Annotated in this window: 20 protein-coding genes; 10 read left to right on the top strand and 10 right to left on the bottom strand. The window is 72.3% G+C overall.

Translation table 11 applies throughout. From position 1 onward, the window contains the following. Position 1 precedes the first annotated feature (1 nt). The 5 genes from ACIGJO_RS33400 to ACIGJO_RS33380 form a co-directional block, all read right to left on the bottom strand. Positions 2–628, bottom strand: coding sequence for a Na+/H+ antiporter subunit E (locus ACIGJO_RS33400; protein ID WP_399964713.1), 627 nt, complete (start codon positions 626–628; stop codon positions 2–4). Then, complete coding sequence (locus tag ACIGJO_RS33395; RefSeq protein ID WP_399964711.1) at positions 625–2,277, bottom strand: Na+/H+ antiporter subunit D; 1,653 nt, start codon at positions 2,275–2,277, stop codon at positions 625–627. Before ACIGJO_RS33395 ends, ACIGJO_RS33400 begins: the two co-directional genes overlap by 4 nt. Then, entirely contained in the window at positions 2,274–2,879 is a 606-nt protein-coding gene (locus ACIGJO_RS33390) for a Na(+)/H(+) antiporter subunit C (RefSeq protein ID WP_399964709.1), read from the bottom strand. The genes ACIGJO_RS33395 and ACIGJO_RS33390 overlap by 4 nt, the downstream gene beginning before the upstream one ends. Beyond that, on the bottom strand, positions 2,876–5,779 hold the full coding sequence (locus ACIGJO_RS33385; RefSeq protein ID WP_399964707.1) for a Na+/H+ antiporter subunit A: 2,904 nt from the start codon (positions 5,777–5,779) through the stop codon (positions 2,876–2,878). Before ACIGJO_RS33385 ends, ACIGJO_RS33390 begins: the two co-directional genes overlap by 4 nt. A 230-nt stretch (positions 5,780–6,009) precedes the next feature. Next, positions 6,010–6,441, bottom strand: a complete 432-nt coding sequence (locus tag ACIGJO_RS33380) for a (4Fe-4S)-binding protein (protein ID WP_399964705.1) — start codon at positions 6,439–6,441, stop codon at positions 6,010–6,012. 194 nt (positions 6,442–6,635) lie between these two features. Here ACIGJO_RS33380 and ACIGJO_RS33375 point away from each other — a divergent pair, with 194 nt between their 5' ends. The 5 genes from ACIGJO_RS33375 (at position 6,636) to ACIGJO_RS33355 (ending at position 12,322) form a co-directional block, all read left to right on the top strand. After that, complete coding sequence (locus tag ACIGJO_RS33375; protein ID WP_399964703.1) at positions 6,636–9,713, top strand: nitrate- and nitrite sensing domain-containing protein; 3,078 nt, start codon at positions 6,636–6,638, stop codon at positions 9,711–9,713. Beyond that, positions 9,710–10,147 carry a roadblock/LC7 domain-containing protein gene (locus ACIGJO_RS33370; protein WP_266924819.1) on the top strand — a complete coding sequence of 146 codons (438 nt, stop codon included), beginning with the start codon at positions 9,710–9,712 and terminating at the stop codon, positions 10,145–10,147. Before ACIGJO_RS33375 ends, ACIGJO_RS33370 begins: the two co-directional genes overlap by 4 nt. After that, a complete protein-coding gene (locus ACIGJO_RS33365) occupies positions 10,144–10,548 on the top strand; it encodes a DUF742 domain-containing protein (protein WP_399964700.1) in 405 nt (134 codons plus the stop codon). Before ACIGJO_RS33370 ends, ACIGJO_RS33365 begins: the two co-directional genes overlap by 4 nt. Positions 10,549–10,554: 6 nt before the next feature. Beyond that, positions 10,555–11,124 (top strand): ATP/GTP-binding protein, encoded by a 570-nt coding sequence (locus ACIGJO_RS33360; protein WP_266924817.1) that lies wholly within the window; start codon positions 10,555–10,557, stop codon positions 11,122–11,124. Between the two features lie 64 nt (positions 11,125–11,188). After that, entirely contained in the window at positions 11,189–12,322 is a 1,134-nt protein-coding gene (locus ACIGJO_RS33355) for an FAD-dependent monooxygenase (protein ID WP_399964698.1), read from the top strand. Positions 12,323–12,428: 106 nt separating this feature from the next. On the opposite strand, the gene ACIGJO_RS33350 is transcribed toward ACIGJO_RS33355, so the two are convergent. Both ACIGJO_RS33350 and ACIGJO_RS33345 read right to left on the bottom strand, forming a co-directional pair. Further along, positions 12,429–12,830: a RidA family protein gene (locus ACIGJO_RS33350; RefSeq protein ID WP_266924813.1), complete on the bottom strand. Its 402-nt coding sequence runs from the start codon at positions 12,828–12,830 to the stop codon at positions 12,429–12,431. Then, positions 12,827–13,960: an acyl-CoA dehydrogenase family protein gene (locus ACIGJO_RS33345; RefSeq protein ID WP_399964695.1), complete on the bottom strand. Its 1,134-nt coding sequence runs from the start codon at positions 13,958–13,960 to the stop codon at positions 12,827–12,829. Before ACIGJO_RS33345 ends, ACIGJO_RS33350 begins: the two co-directional genes overlap by 4 nt. A 91-nt stretch (positions 13,961–14,051) precedes the next feature. Here ACIGJO_RS33345 and ACIGJO_RS33340 point away from each other — a divergent pair, with 91 nt between their 5' ends. The 4 genes from ACIGJO_RS33340 (at position 14,052) to ACIGJO_RS33325 (ending at position 18,039) form a co-directional block, all read left to right on the top strand. Beyond that, entirely contained in the window at positions 14,052–15,710 is a 1,659-nt protein-coding gene (locus tag ACIGJO_RS33340) for an AMP-binding protein (RefSeq protein WP_399964693.1), read from the top strand. Between the two features lie 66 nt (positions 15,711–15,776). Continuing rightward, positions 15,777–16,601: a PaaX family transcriptional regulator C-terminal domain-containing protein gene (locus ACIGJO_RS33335; protein WP_399964691.1), complete on the top strand. Its 825-nt coding sequence runs from the start codon at positions 15,777–15,779 to the stop codon at positions 16,599–16,601. A gap of 113 nt (positions 16,602–16,714) precedes the next feature. Beyond that, complete coding sequence (locus tag ACIGJO_RS33330) at positions 16,715–17,539, top strand: GNAT family N-acetyltransferase (RefSeq protein ID WP_399964689.1); 825 nt, start codon at positions 16,715–16,717, stop codon at positions 17,537–17,539. After that, entirely contained in the window at positions 17,536–18,039 is a 504-nt protein-coding gene (locus ACIGJO_RS33325; RefSeq protein ID WP_399964687.1) for a hypothetical protein, read from the top strand. The genes ACIGJO_RS33330 and ACIGJO_RS33325 overlap by 4 nt, the downstream gene beginning before the upstream one ends. Here ACIGJO_RS33325 and ACIGJO_RS33320 read toward each other — a convergent pair. Further along, positions 18,026–20,308 (bottom strand): bifunctional salicylyl-CoA 5-hydroxylase/oxidoreductase, encoded by a 2,283-nt coding sequence (locus ACIGJO_RS33320; protein ID WP_399964685.1) that lies wholly within the window; start codon positions 20,306–20,308, stop codon positions 18,026–18,028. The two genes, ACIGJO_RS33325 and ACIGJO_RS33320, sit on opposite strands and share 14 nt — an antisense overlap. A gap of 4 nt (positions 20,309–20,312) precedes the next feature. Further along, positions 20,313–21,140 (bottom strand): enoyl-CoA hydratase family protein, encoded by an 828-nt coding sequence (locus ACIGJO_RS33315; protein WP_399964683.1) that lies wholly within the window; start codon positions 21,138–21,140, stop codon positions 20,313–20,315. 274 nt (positions 21,141–21,414) lie between these two features. Between ACIGJO_RS33315 and ACIGJO_RS33310 the strand changes: the two genes are divergently transcribed. Continuing rightward, positions 21,415–21,864 carry an ATP-binding protein gene (locus ACIGJO_RS33310; protein WP_266924800.1) on the top strand — a complete coding sequence of 150 codons (450 nt, stop codon included), beginning with the start codon at positions 21,415–21,417 and terminating at the stop codon, positions 21,862–21,864. Here the strand turns inward: ACIGJO_RS33310 and ACIGJO_RS33305 are convergent. Then, the gene (locus ACIGJO_RS33305; RefSeq protein WP_399964681.1) at positions 21,815–23,254 is read right to left on the bottom strand and encodes an amino acid permease; all 1,440 of its coding nucleotides are present in this window, start codon (positions 23,252–23,254) and stop codon (positions 21,815–21,817) included. The genes ACIGJO_RS33310 and ACIGJO_RS33305 overlap by 50 nt on opposite strands. Positions 23,255–23,271 lie beyond the last annotated feature (17 nt).

Below are 23,271 nucleotides of genomic sequence, written 5' to 3'. Positions count from 1 at the left end.
GTCAGGTCCCTCCCGCTGTCCGGGTGCGGTGCGGCGGGGGCGGGCCGGCCACCCTGACGATCTCGTCGGGGGTGCCGAAGGCCCGTACCGTCAGTTCCTCCAGCCGCCACACCGAACGCCGGGCGGCTTCGAGCTCCTCCGGCCGGTCCGCGTCCAGGACGTGCAGGAACACCGTGGAGGTGGCCCGGCGCAGCTCGACGATCGAGCCGCCCGGCACATTGGAGACGGCCACGGCGGTCGCGGTGAGCATCAGGTCGCTGCGGCAGCGCAGCGGTACGCCGATGACGGCGGCCCGGTGGGGGTGCCCGGCGAAGATCTGCCGGGTGACCTTCACTCCCGAGGTGTACATGTCGTAGAGCAGATAGGCGACGAGCCGCAGGATGCCCCAGAGGTGCAGCCGCAGTCCCAGATCGACCCGGGGCAGCGGGAAGGCCAGACAGACGGCGACCGCGACGACCACACCGGTCACCACGTTGGCCCAGGTGAGCGTGGACCAGAGCAGGACCCAGATCACGGTGAGCCAGGCGATCAGCGGCAGGTCGAGCACCCGTCTGCGCCGGTCGCCGAACTGGCAGCTGAAGGGCGGCAGATCGGCGTTGTGGAACGACAGGGTGAGGAAGCGTCTCACCGGCCGAGCACCTCCTCGATGTAGGGGGTCCGCCGCAGGAGCTCGGCGGCCGACCGGTCGGTGTACGAGGTCAGGGGGTCCGCGAGCACGGTGAAGGCGAGACCGAGCACGACGGTGGCGGCGGTGGCCGCGGTCATGGTGCGGGGCAGCCGGGTCGTGGTGGTGACGGCCCGGCCGTGCAGGGTGGCGGCGACGACCCGGCCGGCCGGGTGGGGCCGGGGGGCGATGCCCTCGTCGCCGGTTCCGGGGATGTTGTCGGGGCCCTCGTCGGCGTCGTCGTCGTTGTCGTCGTCGGACTCCAGGACGGTGCCGTCGGCGGCCTGGCCGGGGGGCGCGGCCCGCCAGAACGCCAGGTTCCAGACCTTGGCCATCACATACAGCGTGAGCAGGCTGGTCACGGCCGATCCGATGACCAGGATCCAGGGCCAGACGCCGCCGTCGGCGACACCCGCCCGCATGAGTCCGAGCTTCCCGATGAACCCCGACAGCGGGGGAATCCCGGCGAGGTTCATCGCGGGGACGAAGAAGAGCAGCGCCAGGACCGGTGCGGCGCGGGCCAGTCCGCCGAGCCGGGTGAGTTCCGTGGTGCCGCCGCGGCGTTCGATGAGCCCGGCGACGAGGAACAGCGTCGTCTGGACGGTGATGTGGTGGGCGACGTAGACGATGGCACCGCCGTACGCCTGCCGGGTGGCGAGTCCGATACCGAAGACCATGTAGCCGATGTGGCTGATCAGCGTGAAGGAGAGCAGCCGCTTCAGGTCGGTCTGGGCGACCGCGCCGAGGATGCCGATGACCATCGAGGCGAGTGCGGCGGCCATCAGGAGATCGCCGAGCCGGTTGCCGGGGAACAGCAGCGTCTCCGTGCGCAGCATGCAGTAGACGCCGACCTTGGTGAGCAGTCCCGCGAAGACGGCGGTGACGGGGGCCGGGGCCGTGGGATAGGAGTCGGGGAGCCAGGCGGCCAGCGGGAACACGGCGGCCTTGATCGCGAAGACCGTCAGCAGCATCGCCTGGATCAGGGTCTGCACACCGAGCGGGAGTTCGCCCAGGCGCTCGGCGAGCTGGGCGAAGTTCGCGGTGCCGGTCGCCGCGTACGTCATGGCGATGGCGGTGAGGAACAGCATCGAGGAGAACAGCGAGATGATCACGTAGGTGGATCCCGCCCGGATGCGGGGGCCGGTGCCGCCGAGGGTCAGCAGGACGAAGCTGGCCACCAGCATGATCTCGAAGCCGACGTACAGGTTGACGAGGTCTCCGGCCAGGAAGGTGCAGGAGACCCCTGCGACCAGGATGAGATACGCGGGGTGGAAAACGGCCACCGGTGTCTCCTCGTCCCGGTCGGCCATGCCCTGGCCGAGCGAGTAGACCAGCACGCAGAGCGTGACGGCCGAGGAGACGGTCAGCATCAGCCCGGACAGCCTGTCGGCGACCAGGGTGATGCCGAGCGGCGGTGCGAAGTCGCCGAGGTGGACGGAGAGCGGTCCCCGGGTGTCGGCGGCGATCATCAGGACGACCGAGAGCGCCGTGACGGCGGAGAGCACGGCGACGCTGATGAAGCGCTGGAAGCGTTTGAGCCTGGTGCCGAAGGCGAGGCTGAGGCCGGTGGCGCAGAGCGGCAGCAGCACCGGCAGCGGGACGAGCGCGTTCATCCGGTCACTCCTCGGTCGTCGTGCGCACCGGCGTTCCCCTGGCGCGCGTAGTCCTCCGGGTCCGCCCCCAGGACGTCGTGCCACAGATCGCCCGACGCGTCGCGTCCGCGGGCCTGGAGGGCGCGGTCGGCGCGCAGCCGGGAGCGCAGGCGGCGGCGTTCCTCCAGGTAGCGGTCACGTTCCTCGCGGGTGGGTTCGGCCCCGGAGCGGTATTCCTCGCGCAGTTGGGCCCGCTCCCCCATCACCTCGGCGCGCAGCACGATGCGCCGGTCCTCCAGGTCGTCGTGCACCTCGTCGCTGCCGGTGAGCTGGTGGCCCCGGTAGGCCATGGCGAGGAGGAACGCGGTGGTGGCCAGGGTGATGACGATCGCGGTGAGGGCGATGGCCTGCGGGAGCGGGTCGGTGACCTGGCCCAGCGGTACGCCGTAGAGCAGGGGAGCCGCACCGGCCGAGCCGGTCGCGGACAGGACGAGCAGGTTGATGCCGTTGCCCGCGATGACGGCGCCGAGCAGGATGCGGGTCAGCGGCCGGGTGAGCATGAGGATGCCGCCGACCGCGCAGAGCACCACGGCGGTGGCGAGGAGCGAGGCGCTGACGGTCATCGGGGGCCGCCGGCCGCTTCGGGGCCGCCGGCCGGGGCGAGGACGCCCGCCGCCCGTTCGATCTGCCGGTCGATCTTGGCTCCGAGGGCCCGCACGATGTCCAGCACGACGCCGAGGACCAGCAGATAGACCCCGAAGTCGAAGAGTACGGCCGTCCCCAGGTGGTAGTCGCCGAACACCGGCAGATGGCCCTTGTACGTCCAGGCGTGCAGCACGGTGCCGTCGACGAGGCCGAGCAGCGCGACCCCGGTGGACACGAAGAGGCCGAGCCCGGTGAAGAGTCCGGGCTGCAGGGGGGCCGCCTGGGCCAGTTCGAAGCGGCCGCCGGCCAGATAGCGGGTGATGAGGGCGAGCCCGGCGACGAGTCCGGCGACGAAGCCGCCGCCCGGCATGTTCTCGGCGCAGAACAGCAGATACACCGAGAGCACCAGGATCGGGTGGAACAGCAGCCGGGCCACCACCTCGAAGACGACGGAGCGGTGTTCGGGGGCGAGCGTCTCGCCGGCCGCCAGCCAGCTGCGCTCGGGGGCCGTCTCCAGGCCCCGTGACAGTCCGCTCAGCGAGCTCGCCGAGAGCGACCAGGCGGTCCGGCCGCGCAACTCTTCCGGGCCCATGGGGCCTTCGCTGCGGCGGTGCAGATAGATCAGGCTCGTCACGCCGATGGCCGCGGCGGCGAGGACCGCGGACTCCCCCATCGTGTCCCAGGACCGCAGATCGACCAGGATCGTGGCGACGACGTCCTTGAGCCCGTGGTGGGCGACCTCCGTGACCATCGCGGCACCGGCCGGGGCGGCGATGCGCGCGGCGGCGGCGACCCACACCGCCACGCCGATGGTGGCCGCGGCGCCCAGGGCCACCGGGACGCGGGCGGCGCGCCGCCAGGTGCTCACGGACTCCTGGAAGTGCACCGGCATCCGGCGCAGCACCAGCACGAACACGATCATCGACACGGTCTCGACGCAGAACTGGGTGAGCGCCAGGTCCGGGGCGCCCTGGACGACGAAGAGCAGCGCCGCCCCGTATCCGGTCAGGCCCGCCAGTACGACGGCCTTCATCCGGCGGCTCACGGTCAGGCAGCACAGGGCCGCGGCGCAGGTCAGTACGGCGACGGCGCCCTGGAGCGGGGTGTCCCAGAGCCGGGGTGCCACGGCTCCGCTCCAGGGGCGGTCGATGATGAGCACCGCGAGCTGCCCGGCGAGCATCACCAGGAGTGTGGTGGCGAGGTAGACGGAGAGCGAACCGCGCTGGACGAAGCCGGTGACCTGGAGGGCCAGGCGTTCCAGCCCCAGCAGCAGGTGGCCGAAGACGCTGTCGGCCTTGGGCCAGGCGACGCGGCGGGCGAGCCGGGTGAGGGGGGCGCGCCCGGCGAAGAGCACGGCACCGCACGCCCAGGCCAGCGCCGACAGGAGCAGGGCCGTGCCCGCACCGTGCCAGAGGGCGAGGTGGTACGGGTGCGCGGGGGCGGGGAACACGTCGGCGTACGCGCTGAACAGCCGGTCGGTCCAGCCGACACCGGGGCCCAGGACCAGCCCGCAGACGGCGAGCAGAGCCGGTGGGGCGAGGAACGCCCAGCCGACGCGGTGGACAGGGGTGTCCGTGAGGCCGGGCTTCCGGGCGAAGGCGCCCCAGACGAACCGCACGGTGTACGCGGTGGTCAGCGCCGAACCGGCGACGACGGCGGCGAGCGTCCAGCGGTCGGCGGTGTCCCCGTGCAGCAGCCCCTCGAAGGCGGCCTCCTTGGCGGCGAACCCGAGCATCGGCGGCAGGGCGGCCATGGACGCGGCGGCGAGCAGGGCGACGACGGCGACATGCGGCAGCGCACGGCCGACGCCGGAGAGTCTGCGCAGGTCGCGGGTGCCGGTCGCGTGGTCGACGATGCCGGTGACGAGGAACAGCGGGGCCTTGAAGAGCGCATGGGCGAAGATCATGACAGCGGCGGCGAGCTCCGCGTCCCGGCTGCCCACCCCGGCGAGCAGGGTGAGGAAGCCGAGCTGGCTGACGGTTCCGTAGGCGAGGACGAGTTTCAGGTCGTTGAGGCGCAGCGCGCGCCAGCCGCCGAGCAGCATGGTCGCGGCACCGAGCACCAGGACGACCGGGCGCCAGACGGGGACGTCGGCGAAGGCGGGGGCGAGCCGCGCCACCAGGTAGACACCGGCCTTGACCATCGCCGCGGCGTGCAGATAGGCGCTGACGGGGGTCGGTGCGGCCATGGCGTTCGGCAGCCACATGGAGAACGGCCAGAGCGCGGACTTCGACAGCGCCCCGATCAGGACCAGGACGACGGCCACCGAAACGGCGAGGGTCGTCTCGGGCGGGTCGCTGACGATGGCGGAGATCCGGTAGGTGCCCGCCGCCTGACCGAGGATCAGGAAGCCGACGAACATCGCGAGCCCGCCGAACGTGGTCACGGTCAGCGCCTGGAGGGCGGAGCGGCGGCTCTGTTTGCGTTCGCTGCCGTGGCCGATCAGCAGGTAGGAGAAGACCGTGGTGAGTTCCCAGAACACATAGAGCGTGATCAGGTCGTCGGCGAGGACGAGGGCGAGCATCGCGCCCGCGAAGGCGAGCAGATTTCCGGCGAACCTGGCCAGTTGCGGGGTGTCGTCGGCGAAGTAGGAGGCGCAGTAGAGCAGTACGAGCGTGCCGACCCCGGCGGCGAGCAGCACCATCAGTTCGGCCAGGGCGTCCAGGCGCAGGGCGACAAAGACGTCGTACTGCGGGATCCAGGGCCAGGACGAGGTGACCGGCCGTCCGGAGGCCGTGGTGCCCCACTGGGTGACCGCCCAGACGGTGGCGGCGGCGGGGGGCAGGGCGAGGACCACGAACGCCCGGCTGCCGAACCGGTGCACCAGAGGGCCCGCGCAGGCCGCCAGCAGGAAATGACAGACGATGAGCGCGGTCACGGTGGGACATCCGGAAGAAGAAGCACTAAATACAGATATATCCCCCAGGACCGTTCACCCGTACGGCGCGCCGTACGGCACCCGGACCGTACAGGGCGCGGCAACCGGGCCGCGCGGCGTACGACCGCCGTGCCGCTTCACCCCGCCCGCTTCACCCGCCTCGCCTCGCTCCGGACTCGCCCCGCTCCGGCCGGACGGGGCCGGAGGGGGACGGCTCCGGCCGGACCCGGTCAGACGTGGTCGGCGCATGCCCCGCTGTGGTCGCAGTACGGCGCGTTTCCCGTGCGCCCGCAGCCGCACAGCATCACCCGGGTCTCGCGCCGGGGGCCGTCGAGGGTGTCCACCAGCAGATCCCCGCGCAGATGGAGTACGCCGTCGGCGCGCAGGGAGACATGCGTGGGCACATCGGGGACCTCGTCGGGCAGGCCGTCGGTGCGGTGGTACTGGAGAGCTCCGCTCGGGCAGCGGTGGATGACGTCGGCCACCTCGTCGGCGGAGGCGTTGGCCGGCATGATCCACGGCTTGCGCCCGACCTCGAACACGGAGGGCAGCCCGTGCACGCATTCGGCGGCGTGCAGACAGCGGTGGGCGTCGTAGCTCACGGTGATGCCCTCGCCGTCGTACGACCTGGCGGCGGGGTGCGGGGGCGGTTCACTGGTCACGGTTCCACCCTCACCCCGGGCGGGCCGGCCCGCTACCCGAGCGGTACGGGCCGTACCCCCGGCCGGCCCCGCCGGCACGGGATTCATGGCGAAGACGTGGGCGCGCCGTGTTGTCCGTGTGAGGCCGCTTTCTCTTCTTTTTTGCAGTGTGACTAATATCTATGTGTCGAAGTTCTCAACAGATTTGACCAGTCGTGAGGCTGGTACCCATCGTCAAGGAGCTAGCCCTGCGCACGCGCGCGTCTCGGCGGACCGACTCGACCACCATGTCGCTGCGGACAGCCCTGCTCGTACTGGCCATCGTCCCCGGTGTCGCACTGGCCGCCCTCTGGGCCGTCACCAGTGGGCAGACACTGCTCGACTTTCAACGCCAGGCAGCCCAGGGACAGTTGGCCGAGAAGGCCGGCCAGCCGTCCAATATCGTGTATTACAACCTGCAGGAGGAGCGGCGGCTCAGCGCCGAGGCTCTCGCCCGCCCCGGAGGTCCCACCGACGCTCTGGAGCGTCAGCGCAAGCTCACCGACGACGCGATCGACACCTTCCGGTCCTTCTCCGACGTGTCCGCGGACGATGCTCCCGCCGAGGTCCGGGACGCCGTCGCCAAGGCCCGCGAGGAGATCAACCAGCTCCCCGCCCAGCGGACCCTGGTCGACCGGGGCGACAGCAAGCAGCAGACGGTGGTGTACGACTACTACACCGACCTGATCTCCGTGGACCTCAAGCTCTTCTCCGCCCTCAGCCATGTGGACAACGGCCGGGTGACCACGCTGTCACAGCCGCTCGTCGACCTGTTCTGGACCAAGGAGATGATCTCCCGTTCGGACGCGATCCTGGCCCGCGGCTGGCCCAAGGGGAAGCTGAGCGTCGAGGACCTCCAGCAGCTGCGCCAGGAGGTGTCCGGACAGTCCTTCCAGTACGGCACCAAGGTCGTGCCCTATCTCCCCGACGAAGAGCGGGCGATGTGGCGGGAGATCACCGGCAGCGACGCGTGGCAGGCCAAGACGGCGGCCGAGGAGCAGATCCTGCGGCCCGCCTCCCCCGACGACGCGGGCATGGTGGCCCTCGGCACGGAACAGAAGACCTGGCGCGGGGCGATGGACGACCTCACCCCCCAGCTGGTGGACCTGCTGGAGCACCGCACCGCGCTGGTCGTCGAGGAGGGCAAGGGCACCGTCATGTCCCTGCTCCTCAAGATGGCGCTCACCACCGTGATCGGTCTGGCCGCCGTGATCGCGGTCATCGTGACCACCTGGCGCCTCACCCGTAACCTGCGCCGCCGGATCGGCCGCCTCCAGGAGCGGGCCGAGGAGCTGGAGAAGACGCTCCCCGATGTCGTCGAACGGCTCGGCCAGGGCGAGAAGATCGATGTCGAGGCCGAGGCGCGCGCGATCGAGCCGGAGAACGCCGACGGCAGGGCCGATGAACTCACCCAGCTCGGCGACGCGCTCAACCTGGCGCGCACCAGCGCCCTGAACGCCGCCGTCAAACAGGCCGACCAGCACCGCGGCTTCGAGCGGCTGCTCCAGCGCATCGCCCGCCGCACCCAGCAGCTGATCGGCCAGCAGCTGAAGAAGCTGGACGAGCTGGAGCGCAAGCACGAGGACCCGGAGGTACTGGACGGGCTCTTCGACCTGGACCATCTGACCGCGCGCCTGCGGCGGTACGAGGAGAACCTCGTGATCCTCGCCGGCGGCTCCCCGCACCGGCGCTGGCGCAAGCCCGTACCGCTGCTGGACGTCATGCGCTCCGCGCAGGGCGAGGTGCAGGACTACCGCCGTGTGGTGCTGGATCTCGACGGCGCCCCGTGGCTGGCCGAACGGGCCATCGGTCCGGTCTCCCATGTGCTGGCCGAGCTGATCGAGAACGCGCTGACCTTCTCCCGGCCGCCGAGCCCGGTCGAGGTCCGGGCCGCCAAGGTGAGCCGGGGTCTGGCCATCGAGGTCGAGGACCGCGGTCTCGGGATGGACGAGAACCAGCTGGCCGAGGCCAATGAGCTGATGAGCCGGCCGCCCCGGATGGACGTCCTCGCACACGCCGACGACATCCGGCTCGGTCTCTATGTGATCGCCCGCCTCGCGGACCAGCACGGTCTGCGGGTCGAGTTCCGGCCGTCCGCCTTCGGCGGCACGCGGGTCGTCGTCCTGGTCCCCGACGAGCTGACCGTCGCCGATCCGTCCGCCGGACCCGTCGCGGTGCCGCCGGCCGCCGGGAACCCCTCCCCCGAGGACCGGTCCGCGGTGCCCGCCGCCGCTCCCGGCGCCCTGCCCACCCGGGTTCAGGGCAGGGCGATGGCGGGGGTCACCGCCCTGGTCGACCACGCCGCCGCCCGCGCCGAACGCCCGGCCCCCTCCGGACAGCAGGACCCGGCCGGCCTGCCGGACCTACCGGGCCGGTCCGAGCAGCCCGCGCAGCCCGCGCAGCCAGGTCTGTTCGCCGTCCCCGGGCAGCCGTACACCGCCGCGCAGAACCCGTACGAGGCCGGCCCGCAGTCGTACGGCGGTGCCGAGGGCACGTACTCCGTGCCGGAGCAGCCGTACACGTCGCCCGAGGAGACGTACGCCCCGTCCGACCAGCCGTACGTGTCGCCCGAGCAGTCCTACGGTCCGGCCGGGCAGCCGTACGCCACCGGGTCCTCCTACCCGGCCGCCGGGTCCGGTGCCGGGTCCGGCTACCCGCCGCCCGAGAGCCCGTACGCCGGGGAGCCGAACGGCTACGCCCCGGCCGAGGACCCGTACGCGGCGCAGGAGCAGCCGTACATGACGGCCGCGGGGCAGTACCCGGTGCCGGGCCACCCGTACGCGTCCGCGGAGGACCCGTACCCGGCGTCGGAGCCGTCGTTCCCGGAGCCGTCGTACACGGAGCCCGCGTACGCGGAGCCCGCGTTCCCGGAGCCGTCGTACTCCGAGCCGTCGCTGCCCGAGCCGTACACGGAGAGCGGTCCCGTCACCCCGCGGCCCGGAACGGTGTCCGAACACCCGGCCCTCCCCCCGGCACCGGCGCCCGCGGAGTCCGGTGGGGAGCCCCCGCTCCCGCGCCGGGTCCGCCAGGCCAGTCTGGTGGACGAGCTCCGGATCGACCCGGCCGCCCGGCCCGCCGTCCCCAGGCCCCCGAGCTGGGACGAGAACCCGCTGCTCCGGCCGGCCCCCCGCCGGGCCGGTGCCGCGATCGGGGCGTTCCAGCGGAGGTCGCGCGCGGCACGCGCGGCCGAGGAACCGCAGGCACGGCCCGAACCACCCTCAGCCCCCCTCCCCACGAGAGAAGAACGGTCATGACACGCACAACGGCCACCCTCCAGGATCTCGACTGGCTGCTCGACGGTTTGGTGGACTCGGTGGCCGAGACGCTGAACGCCGTGCTGCTGTCCGACGACGGGCTGGTGGTGAGCCATTCGCGCACCATCGACCGCGCCGACGCCGAGCGGCTGGCCGCCATCTGCACCGGCCAGCAGAGCCTTGCCCGGGGTGTCGGCCAGCTGTTCAACGGTGGATCCGTCCACCAGGTCATCGTCGAACTGGCCGACCTGTGGCTTTTCATCATCACGGCGGGCCAGGGCACCCATCTGGCCGTGGTCGCCTCGCAGGAGGTGGACGCCGAGGTGATGTCCCTGGCCATGCACAACCTGGTCCAGCAGGTCGGCCAGAAGCTCAGCGCGCCGGTGCGCGGTGACTTCGACGCATTCGGTACCGGGGACGGGCAGCGGGTGTGACGCCCTACTGGGACGAGGAGCCGGAGGAGGACGGCGCGGGCACCATGGTCCGCCCGTACACCATCACCCGGGGCCGGACCGCTCCCGAGCGCGACGACTTCACCCTCATCACCGTGCTGACGACCGCGGACGACCCGCGGGACGTCCACGGTGTTCCCCTGCGGGCGGGCAGGCTCCAGCCGGAGCACCGCATGATCCTGGACCGCTGCCGCCGCCCGGCGGCGGTCGCCGAGGTCTCCGCCGACCTCGATCTGCCGGTCTCGGTGACCAAGATTCTGCTGGCGGACCTGGTCTCCCAGGGCCTGCTGCTGGCCCGTGCCCCGCTGTCGGTGGCACGGGCGTCCGGCGGGGCCCGGATGGGCCTGCTGGCCGCTGTACGTGACGGACTCCGGAGACTCTGAACCAAGATGACAACCCCTCAGACCGCGCCCAGCGCCGTCAAGATCCTCATAGCCGGCGGCTTCGGTGTCGGAAAGACCACCCTGGTGGGCGCCGTCAGCGAGGTCGCGCCCCTGCGCACCGAGGAGTACCTGACCAAGGCCAGCATCGGGGTGGACGACCTGGCCGGTGTCGGCCAGAAGGACACCACCACCGTCGCCCTGGACTTCGGGCGGATCACGGTCAGCCCGGAGCTGGTGGTCTACCTCTTCGGCACCCCCGGCCAGGAACGCTTCTGGTTCATGTGGAACGACCTGGTCAACGGGGCGCTCGGCGGTGTCGTGATCGCCGACACCCGGCGCCTGGACACCAGTTTCGCCTCGATCGACTTCTTCGAGAGCCGGGACATCCCGTTCGTCGTGGCGATCAACTGCTTCCACGGTCACAACACCCGTACCACCGAGGAGATCCGGGCCGCGCTCGACCTCGACCCGCATGTCCCGCTGCTGATCGGTGATGTGCGCGAGCGGCCGTTCGGACGCGATGTGCTGCTGGCCCTGGTGGACCACCTGATGAGCCTGCCCGCGGCGGCCGGCTGACCGCCGCCCCTCCCCCTTCTTCTCTGTACCTCTTCTCTCTCACCTTTCGTATCGGAGATCCGAGATGGCATCACCCCTGCGCGTACTGATCCACGGCGGCGGGATCGGCGGACTGACCCTCGCCGTCGCGCTGGCCCGGCGCGGTCACACCGTCGAGGTCGTCGAGCTGCGCGAGGAGCTGGACGCGCTCGGCGTCGGCATCATCCAGCCCTCCAACGCCCTGCACGTCATGCGGGAGATCGGGGTGCTCGACGCCTGTGTGAAGGCGGGCTTCGAGTGGGAGGTGCTGACGATCTGCGACCCGGCCGGCGCCACGCTCGCCAGGATCCCGCAGCCGCGGATGGGCGATGCCCCCTCCAACAACGGCATACCGCGCCCCGTCCTGGCCGAGGTGCTCGGCCATGCCGCGACGGCCGCCGGAGTGCCGGTCCGCTTCGGCGCGACGATCACCGGGCTGACCGACGACGGCGCCGGGGTGGATGTGACCCTGTCCGACGGCTCGGCCGCCCGCTGGGACCTGGTCGTGGGCTTCGACGGCATCGGCTCGCCGCTGCGCACCCGGCTCTACGGCGACCGCTTCCGGCCCGAGTACACCGGCTTCGCCAACTGGCGGGTCACCGTGCCCCGTCAGCCCGAGGTCCAGGGTGTCGTGATGAGCACGGGCAATCAGGCCGCGAAGGCGCTGCTGACCCCGATCACGGACGAACTGATGTATCTGGGCGCGGTGTTCGCCGAGGCCGAGGACTTCCGGCCGGACCCGGAGCGGGCGCACGAGCAGCTCGCGGAGCGGCTGGCCGGGTTCTCCGGGCCGGTCGCCGAGGCGCTGCGCCATGTCACCGACCCGCGGGCCGTGGTGTACTCGCGGATCTCGCAGGTGACGGTCGAGGAGCCGTGGCACGTGGGCCGGGTCGTGCTGGCCGGTGACGCCGCGCACGCCAGCACCCCGCATCTGGCGCAGGGCGCGGCGATGGCCGTCGAGGACGCGCAGGTGCTGGCCGAGTCGCTGGACGCCGAGGACGACGTCGCCGCGGCCCTCACCGCCTGGGAGGCCCGGCGCAGGCCGCGCGCCATGTGGGTGCAGAGCATGTCACGGGCGATCCTGAAGCAGGAGACCGGCAACGCGACGACGCCCGAGGAGGACGAGCTGCTGAAGGTCGGTATTCCGGGGGCCGCCCACGTGCTGGTCAAGCCGTACTGATCCGCGGTACGCCGCAGATGCCGCGCGCGGTGGGCGGGCCAGCGGTACGCCGCTGATGCCGCGCGGTGGGCGGGCCCGGCCGGACCGGGTCCGCCCACCGCCCTGTTCAGGGCAGCACGGCGATCCCGTCGAGCTCCACCAGGGCCTGTTCGTCCCAGAGCCTGACCGTGCCGATCACCGCCATCGCGGGATAGTCCCGCCCGGCCAGACTCCGCCAGACCCGGCCCAGTTCACCGGCGTGGGCGCGGTAGTCGGCGATGTCGGTGGCGTACACCGTGACCCGTACCAGGTCCGCGGGGGCGCCGCCCGCCGCGCGCAGGGCGGTGAGCAGATTGGTGAGAGCCGTCGCGAACTGCTCGGGCAGCGTGCCTCCGATGATCTTGCCGTCGGGGTCGAGGGCGGTCTGCCCGGCGAGGAAGACCAGCTGTCCGCCCTCGGCCGTGACGGCGTGGGAGAAGCCGGTGGGCGGGGCGAGTTCGGCCGGGTTGATGCGTTGGACAGGGCTCATACGGACGGCTCCTGGGTCGGACGGGCGTACAGCTCCTTGGCGATGATCGTGCGCTGCACCTCGCTGGCGCCCTCGTAGATCCGGGGCGCGCGGACCTCCCGGTAGAGGTGTTCCAGGAGATGGCCGCGGCGCAGTGCGCGGGCGCCGTGCAGTTGGACGGCCGCGTCCACGACGTACTGCGCGGTCTCGGTGGCGTACAGCTTGGCCATGGCCGCGCGCCGGGGCACGCCCGGTTCGCCCGCGTCGTGGGCGGCGGCGGCCGCGTACACCAGGAGCCGGGCGGCCTCGGTGCGGGTGGCCATCTCGGCGACCTGGTGGGAGACCGCCTGGAGGTCCCGCAGCGGACCGCCGAACGCGGTGCGTACGGAGGTGTGGTCCAGGGTCGCGTCGAGGGCGGCCCGCGCCATGCCGACGGCGAAGGCCCCCACGCTCGGCCGGAAGAGGTTGAGGGTGTTCATCGCGACCCTGAAGCCCCGGTCCGGTTCGCCGAGCAGGTCGTCGGCGGTGACGGGTACGCCGTCGAAGTCCAGGGTGCCCAGCGGGTGCGGGGAGAGCATGTCGAGGGCCGTCCCGGTGAGTCCGGGGCGATCGGCCGGGACCAGGAACGCGGTGACACCCCGGGCTCCGGCGCCCTGCGTCGTACGGGCGAAGACGGTGTAGAAGTCGGCTTCGGGGGCGTTGGAGATCCAGCATTTTCCCCCGGTCAGCCGCCAGCCGTCCGATGTGCGGTCGGCCGCCAGCGAGAGGGCCGCGGCATCCGAGCCCGCGCCGGACTCGCTCAGCGCGAAGGCGGCGACGGCGCGGCCCGCGCGGACCTGCGGCAGCCAGCGTTCGCGCTGGGCCGCCGTGCCCGCCTGGACGATCGGGGACGCGCCCAGGCCCTGGAGGGCGAGTGCGGTCTCGGCCTCGGTGCAGCCGCGGGCCAGGGACTCCCGGAGCAGGCAGAGGTCCAGGGCGCCGGAGCCGAAGAGCCTGCCGAGCAGGCCCAGCTCTCCCAGCGCGGCGAGGAGCGGACGGTTGACGTGTCCGGGCCCGCCCTTCTCCGCGAGCGGGCGCAGCCGCTCCTCGGCGAGGGTACGCAGCTCTTCACACCATGCGGTTTGTGCCGGATCGAGGGAAAATACCGTCATACCGGCGCCTCTCTTGTCACGTCTTATCGCGGACCGTTGACTACCGTCACTCAAACGATACGCTCCAGAGGCGACAAGGGGGCGATCCTTCATGGAGCCGAATTCCTCGCCGGGTGCGCAGGCGTCCAAGAGCGCCACGCGCATATCGAGCGCGCACACCGATACCTTTCCCCGTGACCATCTCCCGCCGCCCGGTCAGTGGCCCGAGCTGGCACTCGACCGTACGGAACTGCGCTACCCCGACCGGCTGAACTGCGGCTACGAACTGCTGGACGCCACCATCGGCCATCTGGGCCCCGACCGCCCCGCCTTCCGCACCGACGACGGCACCGTCTGGAGCTACGGTGAGCTGCGGGACCGGGTGGACCGGATCGCCCATGTCCTCACGGACGATCTGGGCGTCTCCCCCGGCAACCGTGTGCTGCTGCGCGGCCCCACCACTCCCTGGCTGGCCGCCTGCTGGCTCGCGGTGATGAAGGCGGGCGCGGTCGCCGTCACCGTACTGGCGCAGGCCCGCTCGCAGGAGCTGGCCACCATCTGCTCGCTGGCCCGGGTCAGCCACGCGCTGTGTGACGCGCGCGGTGCCGACGACCTGGTGAACGCCGGGGTCCCGGGGGTGCGGATCACCCTCTACGGCGGGGACGGCCCGGACGATCTGACCCGGCTCGCCGAGTCCCGCCCCGGCCCCTACCAGCCCGTGGACACCGCCGCCGACGACGTCGCCCTGATCGCGTTCACCTCGGGAACCACGGGCCGGCCCAAGGGCTGTATGCACTTCCACCGCGACGTCCTGGCCGTCGCCGACACCTTCTCCCGCCATGTGCTGCGTCCCGTGCCCGACGACGTGTTCGCCGGCAGCCCGCCGCTGGGCTTCACCTTCGGCCTCGGCGGACTGGTGATCTTCCCCCTGCGGGTGGGGGCCTCGGCGCTGCTGCTGGAGCAGTCGGGCCCCGGGCAGCTGCTGCCCGCGCTGGCCAGGCACCGGGTCTCGGTGCTGTTCACCGCGCCGACCGCGTACCGCACGATGCTCGACCGGCTCGACGGCCACGACCTGTCCGCCCTGCGCCGCTGTGTCTCGGCGGGGGAGAACCTGCCCGCCGCGACCTGGCGGTCCTGGTACGAGAGGACCGGGCTGCGCATCATCAACGGCATCGGGGCCACCGAGCTGCTGCACATCTTCATCTCGGCCGCCGACGACGCCATCCGCCCCGGTACCACCGGCGTCCCGGTCCCGGGCTGGGAGGCGCGGGTGGTCGACGAGGACGGCGAGGAACTGCCCGACGGCGAACCGGGACTGCTCGCCGTGCGCGGTCCCGTCGGCTGCCGCTATCTCTCCGACCCCCGGCAGACGCAGTACGTGCGCAACGGCTGGAACATGACGGGCGACACCTACGTCCGTGAGCCGGACGGCTACTTCCGCTACGTCGCCCGCGCCGACGACATGATCATCTCCTCCGGCTACAACATCGCGGGCCCCGAGGTGGAGGAGGCCCTGCTGCGCCACCCCGAGGTGACCGAGGCCGCCGTGGTGGGACGGGACGACGAGCTGCGCGGCCAGATCGTGGTGGCGTACGTGGTCCTGCGGGAGGGTTCCGCGCAGTCGGCGGACTCCCTGCGCGCCTATATGAAAGGCACCCTCGCCCCGCACAAATGCCCACGCGTCTTCGAGTTCACGGCCTCGCTGCCCCGGACCGCGACGGGCAAGCTCCAACGGTTCCGGCTGCGGGAGGAGACCGTCCCGCCCCTGTGACGCATCCTGCCCGGCCCTCCCCCGGGCGGACGGCGTCATGTTCCGGACAGCCCCTAGAGTGATCACGTGGCCGAGCTCCATACCCCCCGTTCCCTGATCGTCACCCTCTACGGCGCCTACGGCCGTTCCCCCGGCAATGCCCCGCTGCCGGTGGCCGAGCTGATCCGGCTGCTGGGCGCCGTCGGTGTCGACGCCCCGTCCGTACGGTCCTCCGTCTCCCGTCTCAAACGACGCGAACTGCTGGTCCCGGCCCGTACGGCGGACGGCGCGGCCGGATACGCGCTGTCGGCCGACGCCCGCCAGCTGCTGGACGACGGTGACCGGCGGATCTACCGGCATCCGGCGCCCCGGCTCGCCGACGGCTGGGTGCTCGCCGTGTTCTCCGTACCCGAGGCCGAGCGCCACAAGCGGCACCTGCTGCGCTCGCGGCTGTCCCGGCTTGGCTTCGGCACGGCGGCCCCCGGCGTGTGGATCGCACCCGCCGGGCTGTACGAGGAGACCCGGCACACCCTGGAGCGGCTGGAACTCGCCCCGTACGTCGACCTGTTCCGCGCCCAGCACCTCGGCTTCGCCGCGACACGGCAGTCGGTGGCGCGCTGGTGGGACCTGGCCGCCGTCGCCCGGCTGCATCTGGACTTCCTCGCGCGGCACGAACCGGTGCTGCGGGCCTGGGAGGAGCGGTCGTCCGGGCAGGACGGTGGCCCCGATCCGCAGGAGGCCTACCGGGACTATCTGCCGGCGCTGGACTCCTGGCGCCGGCTGCCGTACGCGGACCCGGGACTGCCGGAGGAACTGCTGCCGAAGGAGTGGCCGGGGGGCCGCTCGGCGGAGGTGTTCGGGCTGCTGCACGAGCGGCTGCGGGATGCCGGGGAGCGGTTCGTACGGCGGTGAGGTGCGGGGCCGGCGGTGCGGCGGCGGCGCGCGGCGCCCCTCCGGCGGCGGGCTGCCCGTCCACCGGGCGAAATCCGGATGCCGCGCGGTCCGCGTTCCCGTCAGGATGAAGCATGACCTGGACCTTCACGGATGACGTCGACGCGTTCCTGGACGCGGCCGGGGCCTCGCTCACCGCCCGCCCCGCCGAGAACACCCTGGTGCTGACCGTCACCGGGACACTGCGGCGTACCGGCCCGCACGCCTATGGCGAGGAGGACCCGTTGCTCGGCTGGTGGCGCGGGGCGGACGGCGAGGTGGCGGGGACGCTGGTGCACACCCCGCCGTATCCGCCGATGCTGGGCTCGGTGGTCCCGGAGGCGCTCGGCCCGCTGGCCGAGGCCCTGAGCCCGACGGTGATCAGCGCGGACCGGGCGAGCGCCGAGGCCCTGGCCGCGGGCTGGCCCGGGCACCGGGTCGAGCAGAAACAGCGGCTGTACCGGCTGGGCGAGTTGGTCCCGCCCTCGCCCGCGCCGCCGGGCCGGCCCAGGGCCGCCGTCGCCCCCGACCGGGAGCTGCTCGTGGCCTGGCACCTGGCGTTCGCGGAGCAGGTCGGCCAGCCGGGCACCCACGCGGAACGGCTCGTCGACGAGCGGACGGCGGACGGCGGGCTGACCCTGTGGGAGGACGGGGGCGTTCCGGTGTCGATGGCGTGCGTCTCGCCGGAGACCGCGGGGGCGGTGCGGGTGGCGCCGGTGTACACCCCGCCGGAGCACCGGGGCCGCGGCTACGCGGCCGCGGTGACCGCCGAGGTCAGCCGGGCGGCGCGGGCGGCGGGCGCGGCCGAGGTCCTGCTGTTCACGGACCTCGCGAATCCGACCAGCAACGGGGTATACCTGCGCATCGGGTACGAGCCGGTCTCGGACCGGCTGCTGATCAGTGCGGAGGAGGCGCGTTGAGCGCGGACGGGGAACCCGGGCCGGAGGCCGTATGGCTGGTCGCGGCCAATGTGGTGCGGTGGCGCCGGTACGGGGATCTCGGCCAGGAACTGCGCCCGGGGACCAAGGCGTACCGGGGCGGCACCAAGGTGTACGTGATCGGCACCTACCCCGGGACGGGCCACCAGCAGCTGACCACCGTGGGACGCGGCCGGCACACCCGGCGCTTCATCACCATCGATACGGGAACCCGTCATCTGCACACCTTCCGGGCCCAGTTGGTGTACAGCCCGGCCGTGCTGGCACGCGCCGGGACGCCCGCGGGCACCCAGGGGGAGGCGGAGGAACTGGCGGCCCTGCTGGAACGGATCGCCCGGGAGGAGCGGCACGCGCATCACTCGGCGCCGCACCCGGTCCCCTGCCGCTGCCACGAGTGCCTGACGGCCGCCGGGGCCGCGGAGGCGGGGGCGGTCGCGGGGGCGGCGCCGGACGGGGACGCGGGCCGGGTCAGTCCAGGGTGAGTCTCGGCTTCGGCGCGTCCGTGCGGCCGGTGGGCGGGGGACGGCTGCCCGCCCGGTACGGGAGGGGCCAGGGCGCGGCCGTACCGCTGTAGCCCTGTTCGGCGGCGGCGTGCAGCGTCCAGTGCGGGTCGTACAGATGGGGGCGGGCGAGGGCGCAGAGGTCGGCGCGGCCCGCGAGGAGCAGCGAGTTGACGTCGTCCCAGGAGGAGATGGCACCGACCGCGATGACAGGGACGTCGACGGTGTTGCGGATGCGGTCGGCGTACGGGGTCTGGTAGGAGCGGCCGTACTCGGGGCGTTCGCCGGGGACGACCTGGCCGGTGGAGACGTCGATGGCGTCGGCGCCGTGCGCGGCGAAGGCGCGCGCGACCGTGAGGGCGTCCTCGGTGCTGGTGCCGCCCTGTGCCCAGTCCGTGGCGGAGATCCGGACGGTCATGGGCCGGTCCTGCGGCCAGACGGCGCGGACCGCGTCGAAGACCTCCAGGGGGTAGCGGAGCCGGTTGCCGACCGGACCGCCGTAGGCATCGGTGCGGTGGTTGGTGAGCGGGGAGAGGAAACCCGAGAGCAGATAGCCGTGCGCGCAGTGGAGTTCGAGAAGGTCGAAGCCGCAGTGGGCGGCACGCCGGGCGGCGGCGGTGAACTGTTCGCGGACCGCGTCGAGTCCGGCCCGGTCCAGTGCCTGGGGCAGCTGGCTGACGCCCGGCTCGTACGGGATCGGGGAGGCGGCGGACAGCGGCCAGTTGCCGGTGTCGAGCGGCTGGTCGATGCCCTCCCACATCAGTTTCGTGGAGCCCTTGCGGCCGGAGTGGCCGAGCTGGACGCCGATCGCGGCGCCGTCCGCGGAGGTGTGCACGAAGTCGGTGATCCTGCGCCAGGCGGCGGCCTGTTCGTCGGTGTACAGACCGGCGCAGCCGGGTGTGATGCGCCCGTCGGGGCTGACGCACACCATCTCGGTCATGGTGAGCCCGGCGCCGCCGAGTGCCCGTGCGCCCAGGTGGACGAGGTGGAAGTCGCCGGGGACCCCGTCGAGGGCCGAGTACATGTCCATCGGGGAGACGACGACGCGGTTGCGCAGTTCGAGACCGCGCAGCCGCAGCGGGGTGAACATCGGCGGGGTGCCGGGCGGGCAGCCGAACTCCTCCTCGACGGCGGCGGTGAACGTGGCGTCGCGCAGCCGCAGGTTGTCGTGCGTGACACGGCGGCTGCGGGTGAGCAGGTTGAACGCGAAGCGGCGGGGCGGCTGGTCCACATAGGCGGCCAGTTCCTCGAACCAGCGCAGGCTGGCCGCCGCCGCGCGCTGGGTGGAGGCGACGACCGGGCGGCGCTCCCGCTCGTACGCGTCCAGGGCGGTGGGCAGGTCGGGCTGTTCCTCCACGCAGGCGGCGAGCGCGAGGGCGTCCTCGACGGCGAGTTTGGTGCCCGATCCGATGGAGAAGTGCGCGGTGTGGGCGGCGTCCCCGATGAGGACCGTGTTGCCGTGCGACCAGTGGGAGTTGACGACGGTGCGGAAGGTGAGCCAGGAGGACTTGTTGGCCCGCAGCGGCCTGCCGTCCAGCGCCTCGGTGAAGGTCTTGGCGCAGTGCGCGACGGACTCGGCGGGGCCGGCGGTGTCGAGTCCGGCGGCCCGCCAGACCTCCTCGCGCATCTCGACGATGACGGTGGAGGCGTCCGCCGCGTAGGGGTAGGCGTGCAGTTGCTGCACGCCGTGCCCGGTCTCGGCGATCTCGAACCGGAAGGCGTCCAGGGCGAAGTCCGCGGCGAGCCAGATGTAGCGGTTGCGGTGTGCGGTCAGTCGCGGGCCGAAGGCGTCGGCATGGGCCTCGCGGGTGGCGCTGTGCACTCCGTCTGCGGCGATGACCAGGTCGTGGCGGGCCGCGAGTTCGGCGGCCGGGGGCGCCGGGGTACGGAAGCGGAGGTGTACGCCGAGGGAGGCGCAGCGGGCGTGCAGGATCTCCAGGAGGCGGCGCCGGCCGAGGGCGGCGAAGCCGTGGCCGCCGGAGGTGTGGGTGCGGCCCCGGTGGACGATGTCGATGGTGTCCCAGCGGACGAATTCCTCGCTCAGGTGCCGGTACACCACGGGGTCGGCGTGCTCGATGCCGCCGAGCGTCTCGTCGGAGAGGACGACGCCGAAGCCGAAGGTGTCCTCGGGGGCGTTGCGCTCCCAGACGGTGATGTCGCGGTGCGGGTCGAGCCGTTTGAGGAGGGCCGCGGCGTACAGCCCGCCGGGCCCGCCGCCGATGACCGCTATCCGCTGTGCGGCGGCCGCCACGGCGCTACCGCCCCTGCCACTTCGGCGGCCGGTTCTCGGTGAAGGCGGCGTGGAACTCGGCGTAGTCCTGGCCGTGCATCAGCAGTGCCTGGGTCGCCGCGTCCATTTCGACGGCGGCGGCCAGCGGCATGTCGAGTTCGGCGGTGAGCAGGGCCTTGGTCTGGGCGAGCGCGAGGGCGGGTCCGTCGGCGAGGCGGCGGGCGAGTTCCGCCGCACGGGCGTCGGCCCGTCCCTCCTCGGCCAGTTCGCTGATCAGCCCGATCCGCTCCGCCTCGGGCGCGCGGACGGCTTCGCCGAGCATCAGCAGCCGGGTGGCGTGGCCGAGGCCGACGACCCGCGGCAGGAGGTAGGCCGCGCCCATGTCGCCGCCGGAGAGACCGACCCGGGTGAAGAGGAACGCGAAGCGGGCGGACGGGTCGGCGATCCGGAAGTCGGCGGCCAGGGCCAGCACGGCACCGGCTCCCGCGGCGACCCCGTGGACGGCGGCGACGACCGGGAAGGGGCATTCGCGCAGGGCCCGTACGACCTGGCCGGTCATCCGGTTGAAGTCGAGGAGCTGCGCGGTGTCCATCGCGAGCGTGGCGCCGATGATCTCGTCGACATCGCCGCCGGAGCAGAAGCCCCGTCCCTCACCGGCGAGGACGAGGGCGCGTACGGAGCGTTCCCTGGAGAGTTCGGCGAGGAGGTCACGCAGGTCGGCGTAGGCACCGAAGGTGAGCGCGTTGAGTTTTTCCGGGCGGGCGAGAGTGACAGTCGCCACACCGCCCTGTCTGGTCAGCCGCAGATGGCGCCAGCCCTCGGTGTGCGGGGCGGAACTGGGAAAAGGGCTCATGGAGGCGGTCCCCTTCGGCCGTAGGGCTGCCGGATGGCACTGCGCGGGTCTCGTTCCGCCTTCGAAACTATCACCCGTACGTGACTACCGTCACGAGGACGCGATACATCGACCATGAGACCGTTGTACCGAAGGTCCCGTTTGTACCGGTCGACCGCCTCTATGTATGCGTCATTGCGGTTCGTAAGGTTGAAACCAGGAAGTCTCGCTCCGAGAACTCCGGGTCCGAGAAGTCCGCCCCAAGGAAGCCCCGCTCCCGAAACGGAACCACGCCGTGCCGCCCGATGTCCCCGTGCCCGCCTCCTGGCGTATCGCCCTGCCGCACTCCACCGCCGCCGTACCGATCGCCCGCGCCCTCATCCGTACCGCCCTGTCGGACATCGACGCCCCCGCCGACTGCGACACCGCCGAACTCCTCACGGCCGAGCTGGTCGCCAACGCCGTCGAGCACACCGAGGGCCACGGGCCCATCGAGCTGGTCGTGGAGCTGATGCCGACCGGCTGCCAGGTCGAGGTCCACGACCGCGACCCGGCCCCGCCGGGCGATCTCTCCCGCCCGCGGCCCGGCAGCGAGCCCGACCCCTGGCAGGAGCACGGCCGCGGCCTGCTCCTGATCCGCACCCTCAGTTCCGCCTGCGGTCACCGCACCACGGAGCACGGCAAGGCGGTCTGGTTCACCCTGCCGGCGATTCCGGCCCAGCCGGGCCCGTCGCCGCTGAGCTGACCAGCCGCGAGCGGCCGCGTCCGTAGCAGGCGTACAGCAGTGATCCGGCCGCCAGGAAGGCCGCGAACTGGACCCAGGTCGTCCAGCCCGTCCCATACATCAGATACAGACAGAAGGCGACGCCCAGCACCGGGCTCACGGGGTAGAGCGGCACCCGGAAGCCGCGCTTCAGCCCGGGTTCGCGCCGCCGCAGCACGACCACCGCGACATTCACCGCGACCATGGTGGCCAGCGTGCCGATGGTCGTCAGGCCGACCACGACGTCCAGGGACGAGAAGGCCGCAGGGAGCGCGAAGACGGTCGCCACGATCCAGGTGTTGGCGACCGGGGTGTGGGTCCTGGGCGAGACGCGTTCGAAGACCTTCGGGATCAGCCCGTCCCGGGACATCGACATCAGGATGCGGGTCTGCCCGTACATCACCGCGAGCACCACGGACGCGATCGCGACGACCGCGCCGAAGGCGATGATCCCGCCGCCCACGGTGGATCCGGTGACCTGGTCGACGATCAGCGAGAGCGCGGCCGGCTTGCCGGAGACGGCGTCGGCACCGAGCGCGCCGATGGCCGAGACGGCGACCGCGCAGTAGAGCAGGGTGACCACTCCGATGCAGATCATGATGGCGATCGGGATGTTCCGGCGGGGGTTCTTGACCTCCTCGCCCGCGGTGGTGATGGCGTCGAAGCCGATGTACGAGAAGAACGCCAGCGAGGCGCCGGCCGTAACGCCGCCCAGCCCCTGGCTCGCGAACGGCGACAGGTTCCCGTCCTCGAACGCCGTGAACGCGATGGCGCAGAACGCGATCAGGATGCCGATCTTGAGGACCGCCATCGCCGCGGTGGCCGTGGCGCTCTCCCGGATGCCGCGCACCAGCAGGGTGGCGGCCATCATGATCACCACGATCGCGGGCAGATTGACCACACCGCCGTCGCCCGGCCCGGCGGACAGCGCCGCGGGCAGCTCCACACCGACGAGGCTGTCGAGCAGCTCGTTGACGTACTGGCTCCAGCCGACCGCGACCGCGGAGACCGAGACCCCGTACTCCAGCAGCAGGCACCAGCCGACCAGGAACGCCGTGCGCTCCCCCAGCGCCGCGTAGGCGAAGGAGTACGAGCTGCCGGAGACCGGGATCGCGCTGCCCAGCTCCGCGAAGGAGAAGGCGGTGAAGACGCAGGTGACAGCGGCGAGGACGAACGACAGCACGACGGCGGGCCCGGCCTCGGCGACGCTGTCGGACAGCCCGACGAAGATTCCGGTGCCGACGATGGCCCCGACCCCGAAACAGACGAGCTGGAACAGACCCATGGTGCGTCTGAGGCCGTGCCCCTCCAGGTCGGCGCCGGACTCGGCGACCAGCTGCTGGGGACTCTTGCGGCGCGGACCGGAACTCATGTGGGGTGTCTCTTCTC

Source organism: Streptomyces sp. NPDC079020, from assembly GCF_044542225.1.
Taxonomy (GTDB): Bacteria; Actinomycetota; Actinomycetes; order Streptomycetales; family Streptomycetaceae; genus Streptomyces.
This window is presented reverse-complemented; position numbering and strand designations above follow the sequence as displayed.

Excerpts from the sequence above, each read along its gene's own strand:
- ACIGJO_RS33395 (WP_399964711.1), bottom strand. The coding sequence starts at position 2,277 with ATGAACGCGCTCGTCCCGCTGCCGGTGCTGCTGCCGCTCTGCGCCACC.
- ACIGJO_RS33390 (WP_399964709.1), bottom strand. The coding sequence starts at position 2,879 with ATGACCGTCAGCGCCTCGCTCCTCGCCACCGCCGTGGTGCTCTGCGCG.
- ACIGJO_RS33370 (WP_266924819.1), top strand. The coding sequence starts at position 9,710 with ATGACACGCACAACGGCCACCCTCCAGGATCTCGACTGGCTGCTCGAC.
- ACIGJO_RS33360 (WP_266924817.1), top strand. The coding sequence starts at position 10,555 with ATGACAACCCCTCAGACCGCGCCCAGCGCCGTCAAGATCCTCATAGCC.
- ACIGJO_RS33355 (WP_399964698.1), top strand. The coding sequence starts at position 11,189 with ATGGCATCACCCCTGCGCGTACTGATCCACGGCGGCGGGATCGGCGGA.
- ACIGJO_RS33350 (WP_266924813.1), bottom strand. The coding sequence starts at position 12,830 with ATGAGCCCTGTCCAACGCATCAACCCGGCCGAACTCGCCCCGCCCACC.
- ACIGJO_RS33345 (WP_399964695.1), bottom strand. The coding sequence starts at position 13,960 with ATGACGGTATTTTCCCTCGATCCGGCACAAACCGCATGGTGTGAAGAG.
- ACIGJO_RS33340 (WP_399964693.1), top strand. The coding sequence starts at position 14,052 with ATGGAGCCGAATTCCTCGCCGGGTGCGCAGGCGTCCAAGAGCGCCACG.
- ACIGJO_RS33330 (WP_399964689.1), top strand. The coding sequence starts at position 16,715 with ATGACCTGGACCTTCACGGATGACGTCGACGCGTTCCTGGACGCGGCC.
- ACIGJO_RS33315 (WP_399964683.1), bottom strand. The coding sequence starts at position 21,140 with ATGAGCCCTTTTCCCAGTTCCGCCCCGCACACCGAGGGCTGGCGCCAT.
- ACIGJO_RS33305 (WP_399964681.1), bottom strand. The coding sequence starts at position 23,254 with ATGAGTTCCGGTCCGCGCCGCAAGAGTCCCCAGCAGCTGGTCGCCGAG.